Below are 12,322 nucleotides of genomic sequence, written 5' to 3' on the forward strand. Positions count from 1 at the left end.
CCGGTATGAATGGATATGAGGATTTCAAAAAAGATATATTTGCATTAACCAAAATAGATCTGAATGCTTATAAAGAAAAGCAGATGAAACGCAGGATTGATACACTGATATCCAAGAACAGCATTACCAGCTACAAAGATTATGTGGCACTGATTAAGAAGGATGAAGACAAGTTTGAGCAGTTTGTGAATTTCCTGACCATCAATGTGTCGGAATTTTACCGGAATCCGGAGCAGTGGGGCATTCTGGACAAGGAGGTTTTCCCCGCATTAATCCAGAAATTCGGCAAGAACCTGAAAATCTGGAGTGCGGCCTGTTCCACAGGTGATGAGCCTTATTCTCTGGTGATGGCTCTGTCAAAGCATATGCCTTTGAATCAGATTAAGATACTGGCAACCGATATTGACAAACAGGTGCTGGATAAAGCCAGAATGGGCCTTTACAATGAGAAAAGTATTGCGGCTGTACCGCCGGAATTTAAGAAGAAATACTTTACTCAGGTAGGAAATTCCTGGAAGGTTGCGGATGAGATTAAGCGTCAGGTGGAATTTAAGGAGCATAATTTGCTGAAAGATGCCTATCCCACAGGATGTCATCTGATTGTATGCAGAAATGTGCTGATTTATTTCACAGAAGATGCAAAAGAAGAAATTTACAGGAAATTTAATTCTGCGCTGACAAAGGATGGAATTCTTTTCATCGGAAGCACGGAACAGATTATGAATTACAAAGAACTGAATTATCAGCGGAAACAGTCTTTCTTTTTCCAGAAAGTGTAAGGCTGAAAAAACAGGCGCACAGTATTTCTGTGCGCCTGTTTCCTTCCTCCTTTCGGAATACAGGACAGATTATACCAGAGATTCCAGAAGATGCAAGGCATACTGTCTGAGGTTTTCTTCAGAATCTGTGAATTCTTCTGTCAGTTCAAACCAGGAAACTTTGTCCTGATACGACTTTTTCAGTGCGGGACTGAACAGTTCCCGGTACTGTGGCAGAAACCGGCCGGATTTTTTACTGTAGCAGGTAGCGGCGGAAGCCTGGGTACGGTAATTTCTGTCCACAAAGGAAGCCAGGCTTTTGTGAACTGCCATATCCTCTACAGGAAGGTAATAATAATCTTTGAAATTGGGATAAAAATATTTCAGTTCTCCTGTATAAAGAGGGACCCGCAGTTTTATCTGATTGCGGTCTCCCTTTAGATAAATTTCTCCCTCTGTGCAGGAAAATGGTTTTGGAACAGGAAGTTCCAGGTTCAGGGTCAGAATCAGCTCTTTTCCGGCAGTACCCTCCCAGCTTTCCCAGTCCTGCTGCTGCCAGGAAGAAACCTGAAAGTTTCCTTCCAAAAAACAGGGATAGGACAGCAGAGAAAGTAACGGTATCATTCCTGCCACATCTTCATAGTTGTGGAGTTTCAGAAATTTACAGCTTTCTTCGGAAGGCTGTTTTGTATATTCTGACCAGACAGAGATTAAATCTTTGCCGGAACAGACATCATCCCGTGAAATATCCAGAAACTTTTCCAGAGTTTTCTGTTTCAGATTGGGCAGTTTCAGAATATTCCTGCAGATGGAAATCTGTTTGTAAATATCAATGTGACGGAAGGTATCCAGATTTTCCGGCAGGTGAAAGAGGGCGCATCTGCTTTTCAGGAAAGGTATGTCAAATCCCGTTCCGTTGAAGGTAATCAGGGTGTCATACCGGGTCAGGAATTCCAGAAAAGCTGAAATCACCTGTTTTTCTTCCGAAAGGGTTTCTGCAAACAGCTGGGTAATGCATATTTTCCGGTCTGTCTGAAAGGCATATCCAATCATATAAATCTGATTGCGGGCCGAAGAAAAGCCCGAGGTTTCCAAATCAAGGAAAACAGAAGACGGTGTGATATATTTTTCCATACAGGGGTTGTCTGCAGCAGGGGGAAGTTCTGCATTCCATGTTTTCATGGGTGTCTCCATTCATTATTTACGGTGATAGCCGGTTCAGCCATAAAGCTGACCGGCTATCACCGTCTGAAGTCGGATTATTTTCTTACAATTACTTTCATTTTCGCTTTCTTCCCATTGAAAGTCTTTACCGTGATAATGGCAGTTCCCTTCTTACGGGCAGTTATTTTTCCGGTGGAGGAAACGGTTGCAACTGACTTCTTACTGGAAGAATAGGTGAGCCTGTGGCTGGCAGTACCTTTGGGAAATTTTGCCTTTATCTGGAATTTCCATCCGACTTTTATGGTTTTCGTGGTTGCATTCAGTTTGAATTTGCCAGGCTTCTTCTTAACGGAGATTTTTACCGTGGTCTTCTTTCCATTGGAAGAAGTGATGGTAATTTTGGAGGAACCGGTCTTTTTGGCGCTGATTTTGCCTCCTGCGCTTATGGTGACATTTTTGTTGGAGGCAGTGTAGCGGAGAGTCTTATCCGAAGCATTTTCCGGGAGGACAGAGGCTTTCAGACTGAAAGTTTCTCCTACGCCAAGGGTCAGGTTCTTCACATTTACTTTGATATCCGTAACAACGCGGTTCCTGCGGATGGGAGCCGGATTCTGACCGTCCTCCGGGTCGTCTGTGTCGGTATCGGTGATAATCGGCCTTCTGTTTTCAGAACCGGAAGAACCGCCGGAACTGCCGGGCGTTTCCGGTTTTGAGGGTCCGGGTTCTGAGGTTCCCGGTCTGTTTTCTCCGGAATCCGGAGGATTCTCCTGCCCGGTCAGAGAAACGGAGATTCCGCTTTCTGTCAGAACAAAGGAATTGTCCATCTCGTCCGTAACGGTAAATCTGCAGGATAAGGAGGCGGTTCCGGAGGTGTTTTGGAACGCGGTTTCCAGTTCTTCCAGAGTCAGGGAAACCACGTTGCGGCCCGGATTCAGGGTCTTTTCCCAGGAGACATCTGCGGCTGCCTGGGTATCGTTTTCATGCTCAAAAAATTCTGCTGTAATTGTCACTGCTTTGCTGCCGGAAGTATTGGAAACTACTTCTGCGTTTAGCGTTCCGTTCAGTCTGTTGTTCTTATCGCAGGTAATCTCTGCTTCCAGTTCGGAGGCTTTCAGCGGGTTCTCATCAGAAGCTGCAATAAAGGAAGTGTCCAATGTTCCGTTCTGCAGAGGGGTTTCCTTACCGTCCAGAACAATGGAATCCTGTCCCGCCGCCTGTATGGAAAGTTCGTTGTTATCTTTCAGGGCAATGACTGCATTACTGCTGTCCAGTTCCACAGTCCGTTCCATGCCGGAAGCATTTACCAGTGTAAAATCTGCCGTTTCTCCGGTCTGGGCCTCTGATTTGAGTTCTATTACAAGTTCCTGGCCGGTGGCTCCGGCTTCACTTATTTCAAGTACAGCATTTTCATCAGTGGAATGGATTTCAGCAAAATAGTCTGAGGTTCCCGTATAGAAGGTAACAGAATCAGGATTGGCAGTTTCGGTCTGTCCTTCCGGTACGTCTGCGGTAAGCCGGTAATTTCCCTTTGGCAGAACAAAGCTGCGAATGCCGCAGAAGGTGTCGTCTTCTCCGTCGGACAGAGGTTTCTGTTCATAGGCTCCTTCGATTTCACTGATATCTCTGCCCTGGGTGTCTGTTGCCATTCCATGTTCCTTGTCGATGGACAGGTACAGGGATTTGTCTTCTTCACTGTAAGCTGTCACACCGTTCAGAGAGGCGCTGAGGGCGCTGTAAGGCACATAGGAAGCTGTTTTGTAACAGGAGTAGGAAATTCCGCTGAGATCTCTGTGAATGGTCAGGGTGTTCAGTCCGCCGGTATTGTTGGGGTCATATACTCTGACCAGAAAATCTCCGGTATCGCTCTGGTCCACAGAGACAGGAATCACTGCGTGACCGCTGTAAGTGGAGTAGAGCAGGAGCACGATGGGTTCCGCTTCTGAATCAATCCGCAGTCCGCCTGCCCGCTCAAATTCTTCAATTTTCCGGATCAGTTCCCCGTAATGGTTCATATTCTGTCTGATACTGCCGGTATTTCCGGCAATCACAGGATGGAACTGGGAAATCTGACAGGTTTCTATCAATTTTGTCAGGGCTGCATTTTTATTTCCGGGAGCTCTGACGCCATAAAGGGTACCATCAGAAGAGCCATAGTCTGACACAGAGAATTCTTCCGGGTTTTCGTAGAATTCCAGTGTGCTACCGGCCATACCATAGCAGGAGCCGCCCCATCCTCTGTCTGTGATGTAATAATAGGTGCCCAGAGAAATACTGCTCAGTGTTTCCACAAACCTCTGTTTCGAAAACCGGTAATTGGCAGGATATCCAAAGGAGGAGGCAGTATTGAGGAAAGAGTAGTGGTCCTCGCGTTCCGTGTAGAATCTGTCCTGTCCCAGCAGGGGGATATTGTTCCAGCTTCCGTTCAGGCTGTTCCAGACGGTCTGGGAAGTCCGGTAGCAGAGGTTCAGCGCGCTGTGGCAGCCGCTGAAACTGTCTGCAGCCCAGTCAGAGGGGATTCCACCGTAAAAGTATGCTTTTTCCAGAGCGGTGTTTCCGGCAAATGCCTGAGTTCCGATAGCGGTGACCCCAGCCGGAATATTGACAGAGCGCAGACTGGTGCAGCCTTTCAGAGCCCGGTTTTGGATAGCAGATATCTGTTCCGGAATCAGGAAAGTGGTCAGGCTGGTGCAGTCCGAAAATACGTCTTCTTCCAGTACGGTCAGGTGGGTGCCCAGGGTGACAAAAGGAATGGAACTGCAGCCCTGAAATGCCCCTGCGCCCAGGGAAGAAACTTTCTCCAGTATGAGATTGCCTGTAATAGAAGAATTATTTCGGAAAGCAGCTGTGCCGATAATGCCGGCTGCAGATATATCCGGAAATTTCATGGCGGTACAGTCTGAAAAGGCGTAGTCTCCGATACGGTTCAGGCCAGAGCCTGCGTCCAGACGAATCAGGCTGCCGGCTCCGTAAAAACTGCGGTTTCCAATACTGGTAATATTATCTGCCTCAATGGTCTGGACAGATCCCATATAATCGTTCCAGAGAGGAGGAGCCGCTTCCGTAAAGTCCGGAATGGGGCCTGTTCCGGTAAACACCAGGCTGCCATCGCCTGCGTTGTAAGTCCAGGATACGCTGCCGAAGCTGCCTCCTTCCATGGCGTCGTTTTCCGGATCCCATATGCCGAAGGTAAATCCTTTCCAGAATCCGGGATTCCAGTCCCATTTAGTGGAATCCGCTGTTTTATAGAGAATCAGGTTTTCAGAATTTTTGGTTATACTGACCGCACTTAACCGGTCTGAGGGAGCGTCTCCTGCAAAATATATGGATTTCAGATTCTTATTAAAAGAAAAGCAGCATTCTGTCAGGGTTTCCAGTGTTCCGGGCAAATACAGCTTTTCCAGTGAATCCGCATAGTTTACAGCATATGGTTTCGGTGTGGTTACCTGGTCCGGGAGATGGTACTCTGTATCTGGTTTCATAGGGGCATAGTAATAGAAAACCGTATGGTCTTTGCTGTAAATTACGTTATCCAGCGCTTCCAGATGGGGATTTTCGGAAGATACCGTGACGGTTTCTACCTTCTTACTGGATTTGAAAGGGGCGTCCAGTTCCCGGACTCCTTTGCCAATGTGAACAGTGGTCAGGGCAAGGCAGCTGGAGAATACTTCTTCACCCAATGTTTCCACGCTGTCGGGAATGACCACTTCCTGAATTTTTTCACAGCCCATAAAACCACCTTTGTTGATGCTTTTAAGGCTTTCCGGGAGCAGCAGGCTTTCCAGATTATAACAATGGGCAAATGCCATCTGTCCGATTTCCGTAAGGGTATCCGGCAGTGTCAGGGAAGTAATTTTATTTGCTGTAAAAAATGTATAGGCGTCAATCAGTTCGGTTCCCTCTGCAAGGGTGACGGAAGAAACCGGATTCAATGTGGCATAGGCAAGCGCCCGCCAGAGGGTACCGTCTTCTCTTTTTTCATAAAGGATCTTATCCTGTACCTGGAAATGAGTATTGCCGGCATCCACCTGAATATTGTTCAGGTATGTGGCGGAAAAAGCCCCGGCTCCAATGGAGGATACATTCTGAGGGATGGTAATACTGTTCAGCTTTGTCATGCTGAAAGCGTCTGTGTTTATGGCAGTCAGGCTGTCCGGCAGGGTAACGGATGCCAGTTTCTGGCAACCGGCAAAAGCGCCCTCTCCGATCGTAGTCAGCCCTTCCGGCAGGGAGACAGCTGTAAGGGATTTCAGACCGTAAAAAGCATTTTGCCCAATGGTTTCCAGTCCTGCGCCGCAGGTGACAGTCTGCAGGGAAATGTCCTCATCGAAAGCCAGAGTACCAATGGAGGTAATGCTGTTCGGCAGTTCAATGGATGTCAGGCTGCAGAGGTTTGCCAGTCCATAGCGGCAGATACCGGTGATACCCTCGCTGATGGAAACGGAGGTAATTACTTCCCGGTAGCCGTACCAGGGGCTTGTGGTACGGTCGAACAGGCTCTCGTTCATCTCTCCGGTTCCTTCCAGAATCAGTGTGTAGCAGGTTGGGGAAGCGGATGTGTCCCCATCCGGGTATAAATTTCCGTTTTCGTCTACTTCCAGTTTCCATCTGATGTCGGTTCCGCATTCACCGGAAGTCTCTCCTGTTGGCGGTTCCAGCGCTGCCTGTACGTCTGTGAGCCCGTCAGGGCTGAAAGATGCGGGAAAGAATAAATCCAGCACAAGTACAAACGTCAGCAGAAGGCTGATGATTTTTCCTGTTCTTTTCATAAAAACACTCCTTCTTTCCTGTTATATCAGATTTGTCATATTTCGTAGCTGTTACTTCAGATTATACCGGGATTTCCGGGATTTGGCAAGGAAATGGAGGAGAATAAAAAGAGATTTTGCACTGGTGACAGGAAACATTCCGCTAAAATGAAATAATGCCGGGAACAGAAATAAAAGGAGTTCGGAATTTACATATTCCGGCAGTTTTCCAGGCTATATCAGGACTGGCATTTTATGTATCCGGTTTTGTGCTGAAAAAAGTACAAATTTATCGAAAAAAGATGTGTTATGAAATATAAAATGTGCTATAATTAAAGTTACTGACTTATGCCGCATTTCCAGGCATAAAATATATCATTTAAGATGAACAGCGTAACAGGGAAGGAAACGGAACTGTTATGGGCAGCAGCCTGTATTTTCAGAGGTTCGGGCTGTTGTACTTAAAATATTTTAAAGAAAGTGGGGCACGAAAAATGGGTTTCATGACATTTAAGGGCGGCGTTCATCCGCACGATGGAAAAGAATTTTCCAAGGATAAGCCAATTCGCGAGTTACTGCCCAAAGAAGAGCTGGTATTTCCGGTTTCTCAGCATATCGGAGCACCGGCGGGGCCTGTGGTAGCTGTGGGCGATACCGTGCTGCGGGGACAGAAGATTGCAGAAGCCGGCGGTTTTGTATCCGCGCCGGTTTATTCCTCCGTATCCGGTAAAGTGAAGGCAATCCAGCCGCGCAGAGGAGCAACAGGAGATATGGTGAATGCCATCATTATTGAAAATGATGGAGAAATGAAAGAAGTGGAATATTCCGAAACAGAGGATGTGACTGCTCTTTCCAAAGAGGAAATCATTGGAAAGGTGAAGGAAGCAGGCGTTGTGGGAATGGGTGGAGCCGGTTTTCCGACCCATGTGAAATTATCTCCCAAAGAACCGGATAAGATCGAATATATTATTGCAAACTGCGCGGAGTGCGAGCCTTATCTGACTGCGGACTACCGGCGTATGCTGGAAAATCCGGAAGAACTGATTGCCGGAATGCGCATTGTCCTGCAGCTGTTTGACCATGCGAAAGGCCTGTTCGGCATTGAGGACAACAAGCCGGACTGCATCGCAAAAATGCAGGAACTTACCAGAAACGAACCGCGGATGGAAGTCTGTCCGCTGAAGACAAAATACCCACAGGGCGGAGAGCGTCAGCTCATTTACGCTACCACCCACCGGGAAATCAATTCCACCATGCTTCCCGCAGATGCAGGATGTATTGTGGACAATGTGGAAACACTGATTTCCATTTACAGGGCAGTAAAACTGGGCAAACCTGTAATGAATCGTATTTTTACGGTAACGGGAGATGCTGTGGCTGAGCCGGGCAATTTTGATATCTGCCTGGGCATGAGTTACAGAGAAGTGCTGGAAGCCGCAGGCGGTTTCAAAGTGCAGCCTGAGAAAATTATTTCCGGCGGCCCCATGATGGGATTCTCCATGTTTGGTCTGGACATTCCCACCACCAAAACCTCCTCATCCCTGCTCTGTCTTGCAAAAGATGATGTGGCAGCCAGCGAGACTACCGCATGTATTAACTGCGGCCGGTGCGTGTCTGCCTGTCCGGAACAGATTATTCCCACCAGGCTGGCAAAAATGGCAGGCCACGGGGATATGGCAGGGTTTGAAAAGTGGAACGGGATGGAATGTATTGAATGCGGAAGCTGCAGTTACATCTGCCCGGCCAAAATACCTCTGGCCCAGTCCATTCGTACCATGAAAAAACAGATTCTTGCAGAGAGAAGAAAAAAATAGAAAGAGGTGTCTTATTGTGAGTGATTTGTATAACGTATCATCCTCATCCCACATTCGTGCCAAAGATACATCCGCAAAAATTATGCTTTATGTGGCGATTGCACTGCTGCCGGCCAGCCTTTTCGGTATCTGGAATTTTGGCCTGAAGGCTCTGATCCTGATTTTAGTATGTGTTGCAACCTGCGTGGCTTCCGAATGGGTTTTTGAGAAACTGATACATAAAAAGAGTACCATCAATGATTTCAGCGCTGTGGTAACAGGGCTTCTGCTGGCGCTGAACCTGCCTCACACCCTGCCCGTCTGGCAGGCAGTTCTGGGCAGCGTATTTGCCATTGTCATTGTAAAAATGCTGTTCGGCGGTCTGGGACAGAATTTCATGAATCCGGCTCTGGGAGCAAGATGCTTTTTGCTGGTATCATTTGCGGGAACCATGACCAGCTTTACCTATGACGGTGTGACGGGAGCTACTCCGCTGGCTCTGTTAAAGAACGGAGAAGCAGTGGATACCATGAAAATGCTGCTGGGAACCACTGCGGGAACCATTGGTGAGACAAGTGTTATCGCAGTTTTGCTGGGAGCGGTTTTTCTGATCCTGATGGGTGTGATTGATCTGACCATTCCTGCAAGCTACATTCTTTCTTTTGGTGTTTTTGTACTGCTGTTCGGCGGCCATGGATTCGATATGACTTATCTGACAGCCCATCTCTGCGGCGGCGGTCTGATGCTGGGTGCATTTTTCATGGCTACGGATTATGTGACTTCTCCCATTACCCCCATGGGAAGAGTGGTATACGGAATTGTTCTTGGTATCCTGACAGGATTATTCCGTCTGTTCGGAGCCAATGCAGAAGGTGTTTCCTTCGCCATTATCCTTGGAAACCTTCTGGTGCCGATTATTGAGAAATTTACCATTCCGAGGGCATTTGGTCAGAAAAAGGAGGTAAAACAGCATGAATAAGAAGATCGTACATGACGCGTTGATTTTAACCGCCTTTACCCTGGTACTGGGATTTTTGCTGGGCGTGGTATATGATATTACAAAGGAACCCATTGCGGCAGCTCAGAAAGCTGCATTGGATGAGGCCTACAAAGTAGTGTTTGCAGATGCACAGACCTTTGAGGAAGATGAAACTTTTGACGCGGCAGCAGCTGCGGAACTGATTGGGGCAAGTGAATTTTCCAAAGATGAGATTACAGCAGTGAACAAAGCCCTGGACGGTTCCGGCAATGTGCTGGGATATGTAATCAATGTAACTTCCCATGAAGGAAGCCAGGCGGATATTTCCTTTTCCGTAGGGATTCAGAATGATGGAACCTTAAACGGATATTCCATTACATCCATCAGTGAAACACCGGGTCTTGGCGTACTGGTACAGGAAGAACCTTTTTATTCCCAGTTTGAGGGAAAGACAGAAGAGACCTATACGGTAGTGAAGACAGCTCCGGCGTCTGACAGTGAGATTCAGGCGGTAACCGGCGCAACCATTTCTTCCAGAGCAGTCACCAACGGCGTCAACGCATGTCTGTTGTATTTCAGAAGTGCTTTGCAGGGAGGTAACTAAGTATGAATAAATATGTAGAACGTTTGTATAACGGTATTATTAAGGAAAATCCTACCTTTGTGCTGATGTTAGGTATGTGTCCCACATTGGCGGTAACATCCTCCGCAGTCAACGGAATCGGTATGGGCCTTTCCACCACAGTGGTGCTTGTTATGTCCAACCTTCTGATTTCCATGTTCCGTAAAGTGATTCCCAACGGAGTGCGTATGCCGGCCTATATCGTGGTGGTAGCTTCTCTGGTTACCATTGTACAGTTTATCATGCAGGCTTATACGCCGGCTCTTTCCGCATCCTTAGGTGTGTATATCCCTCTGATTGTGGTAAACTGTATCATTCTGGGAAGAGCGGAAAGCTATGCTTCCAAAAATCCCATTACGCCTTCCATTTTTGACGGACTGGGCATGGGCCTTGGATTTACCATCGGCCTGACCTGTATCGGTTTAATCCGCCAGATACTGGGAGCAAACCTTGGAATTACTGTATTTATCATGGCGCCCGGCGCATTTCTGGTCCTTGCATTCCTGGTTGCCGGCATGAATGTGGTCCGTGACAAAATGGAAAAGAAAGGCAAACCGCTGGCAGCTCCTTCCGGCTGTATAACCGGAGACTGCGCAAGCTGTTCCCAGTCAGCCATGTGTACCGGAAAACTGCAGGATGCAGCAAAAAAATCAGCAGAACAGGAGGCGAAATAACAGATGAAAGAATTATTGATTATAGCAATCGGCTCTGCCATTGTAAATAATGTAGTGTTAAGCCAGTTCCTCGGAATCTGTCCGTTCCTGGGTGTTTCCAAAAAAACAGAGACAGCAGCCGGAATGGGCGGCGCAGTTATCTTTGTTATTACGCTGGCCTCCTTTGTAACGGGACTGATTTACAAGTTTATTCTGACGCCCTGCCATGTGGAATATCTGCAGACCATTGTATTTATTCTGGTCATTGCGTCACTGGTACAGTTTGTGGAAATGTTCCTGAAGAAAAATATGCCTCCGCTGTATGAATCCCTGGGTGTGTTTCTTCCGCTGATTACTACCAACTGTGCGGTACTGGGTGTTGCTCTGAACAATGTAAGCAAGGGTTATGATTTACTTCAGGGCGTGGTAAACGGTCTCGCAACCTCCGTTGGATTCTTTATTGCCATTGTTATTATGGCAGGTATCCGTGAGAAGATTGAATATAATGATATTCCCAAACGGTTTCAGGGGACAGCTATTGTGCTGATTACAGCCAGCTTAATGTCAATCGCCTTTATGGGATTCTCAGGAATGATTTAATCCCACAGTTCAGCCATCCCCGGCATTACGGGCGGACTATGCTCCCACAGATGAGCACATAATGCCGGGGATGGAGTGAGCGCCTTTCTATGAGCAAAACGGAGAGCTGCGGCAGCAGCAACACATGGAACATGTGGTTTTGCGAATGGCGCGTCTGAGCTGTGGTTGATAAAAATAGGAGGAAAAGAAATGAATATTACAGCAATTGTCATTGCCGCCCTGGTAGTGGGCGGAACCGGTATCTTCCTTGGCTTTTTCCTTGGAATCTTCGGGGAAAAATTCAAAGTGGAAGTAGATGAGAGAGAAGAAGCAATTCTGGGTGTTCTGCCGGGAAATAACTGCGGCGGCTGCGGCTATGCAGGATGTTCCGGTCTTGCGGCAGCCATTGTCAAAGGCGAGGCTCCGGTAAATCAGTGTCCTGTGGGCGGAGATCCGGTGGCAGCTCAGATTGGTGATATTATGGGCGTTTCTGCAGAAGGCGGCGTCAAAATGGCGGCTTTTGTAAAATGTGCCGGTGACTGCGAGAAAGCAAAACAGGATTATGAATATACCGGCGTGGAAGACTGTGCAGCCATGGCATTTATTCCCGGCGGCGGGCCGAAATCCTGCAGTTACGGATGTCTGGGGTATGGAAGCTGTGTGAAAGCATGTCCTTTTGATGCGGTACATATTATCAACGGTATTGCAGTGGTGGATAAAGATGCCTGCAAGGCCTGCGGAAAATGCGTGGCAGCCTGTCCGAAGAACCTGATTGAACTGGTGCCTTATGATGCAAAGAACAAGGTACGGTGCAATTCCAAAGACAAGGGCAAAGATGTGATGGCAGCCTGCTCTGTAGGTTGTATCGGATGTAAACTCTGTGAAAAGAACTGTCCGGAAGGAGCAGTAACCGTAACAGGTAATATTGCGCATATTGATTATGAGAAGTGTACCGGCTGCGGAACCTGTGCAGAGAAATGCCCGAAGAAGATTATCAGCAGGGCAGGATAACAGAAGGGTCTGTGATCT

The 12,322-nt window shown here is 47.5% G+C and carries 9 protein-coding genes; 7 read left to right on the forward strand and 2 right to left on the reverse strand.

The annotated features are described in order from the left end of the window. Positions 1-5: 5 nt before the first annotated feature. On the forward strand, positions 6-779 hold the full coding sequence (locus C805_RS13265) for a CheR family methyltransferase (protein ID WP_016214379.1): 774 nt from the start codon (positions 6-8) through the stop codon (positions 777-779). A gap of 69 nt (positions 780-848) precedes the next feature. Here the strand turns inward: C805_RS13265 and C805_RS13270 are convergent, their stop codons facing one another. Both C805_RS13270 and C805_RS13275 read right to left on the reverse strand, forming a co-directional pair. Further along, positions 849-1,940: a ribonuclease H-like domain-containing protein gene (locus C805_RS13270; RefSeq protein WP_016214380.1), complete on the reverse strand. Its 1,092-nt coding sequence runs from the start codon at positions 1,938-1,940 to the stop codon at positions 849-851. Between the two features lie 77 nt (positions 1,941-2,017). Continuing rightward, positions 2,018-6,688, reverse strand: coding sequence for a leucine-rich repeat protein (locus tag C805_RS13275; RefSeq protein WP_016214381.1), 4,671 nt, complete (start codon positions 6,686-6,688; stop codon positions 2,018-2,020). Between the two features lie 473 nt (positions 6,689-7,161). Between C805_RS13275 and rsxC the strand changes: the two genes are divergently transcribed. The 6 genes from rsxC to C805_RS13305 all read left to right on the forward strand — a co-directional run bounded on the left by rsxC (position 7,162) and on the right by C805_RS13305 (position 12,304). Then, positions 7,162-8,481 (forward strand): electron transport complex subunit RsxC, encoded by a 1,320-nt coding sequence (gene rsxC / locus C805_RS13280; protein ID WP_031201018.1) that lies wholly within the window; start codon positions 7,162-7,164, stop codon positions 8,479-8,481. A gap of 16 nt (positions 8,482-8,497) precedes the next feature. Beyond that, on the forward strand, positions 8,498-9,439 hold the full coding sequence (locus tag C805_RS13285) for an RnfABCDGE type electron transport complex subunit D (protein WP_016214383.1): 942 nt from the start codon (positions 8,498-8,500) through the stop codon (positions 9,437-9,439). Beyond that, the gene (locus C805_RS13290; RefSeq protein WP_016214384.1) at positions 9,432-10,043 is read left to right on the forward strand and encodes an RnfABCDGE type electron transport complex subunit G; all 612 of its coding nucleotides are present in this window, start codon (positions 9,432-9,434) and stop codon (positions 10,041-10,043) included. The genes C805_RS13285 and C805_RS13290 overlap by 8 nt, the downstream gene beginning before the upstream one ends. Positions 10,044-10,045: 2 nt before the next feature. Next, entirely contained in the window at positions 10,046-10,735 is a 690-nt protein-coding gene (gene rsxE / locus C805_RS13295; protein ID WP_016214385.1) for an electron transport complex subunit RsxE, read from the forward strand. Positions 10,736-10,738: 3 nt separating this feature from the next. After that, on the forward strand, positions 10,739-11,314 hold the full coding sequence (rsxA, locus tag C805_RS13300) for an electron transport complex subunit RsxA (protein ID WP_016214386.1): 576 nt from the start codon (positions 10,739-10,741) through the stop codon (positions 11,312-11,314). A 189-nt stretch (positions 11,315-11,503) separates the two neighbouring features. Beyond that, on the forward strand, positions 11,504-12,304 hold the full coding sequence (locus C805_RS13305) for an RnfABCDGE type electron transport complex subunit B (RefSeq protein WP_016214387.1): 801 nt from the start codon (positions 11,504-11,506) through the stop codon (positions 12,302-12,304). The last annotated feature ends 18 nt before the right edge of the window (positions 12,305-12,322 follow it).

Source organism: Eubacterium sp. 14-2 (assembly GCF_000403845.2).
Classification (GTDB): Bacteria; Bacillota; Clostridia; order Lachnospirales; family Lachnospiraceae; genus Petralouisia.

Excerpts from the sequence above, each read along its gene's own strand:
- C805_RS13305 (WP_016214387.1), top strand. The coding sequence starts at position 11,504 with ATGAATATTACAGCAATTGTCATTGCCGCCCTGGTAGTGGGCGGAACC.
- rsxC (WP_031201018.1), top strand. The coding sequence starts at position 7,162 with ATGGGTTTCATGACATTTAAGGGCGGCGTTCATCCGCACGATGGAAAA.
- C805_RS13290 (WP_016214384.1), top strand. The coding sequence starts at position 9,432 with ATGAATAAGAAGATCGTACATGACGCGTTGATTTTAACCGCCTTTACC.
- rsxA (WP_016214386.1), top strand. The coding sequence starts at position 10,739 with ATGAAAGAATTATTGATTATAGCAATCGGCTCTGCCATTGTAAATAAT.
- C805_RS13275 (WP_016214381.1), bottom strand. The coding sequence starts at position 6,688 with ATGAAAAGAACAGGAAAAATCATCAGCCTTCTGCTGACGTTTGTACTT.
- rsxE (WP_016214385.1), top strand. The coding sequence starts at position 10,046 with ATGAATAAATATGTAGAACGTTTGTATAACGGTATTATTAAGGAAAAT.
- C805_RS13265 (WP_016214379.1), top strand. The coding sequence starts at position 6 with ATGAATGGATATGAGGATTTCAAAAAAGATATATTTGCATTAACCAAA.
- C805_RS13270 (WP_016214380.1), bottom strand. The coding sequence starts at position 1,940 with ATGAAAACATGGAATGCAGAACTTCCCCCTGCTGCAGACAACCCCTGT.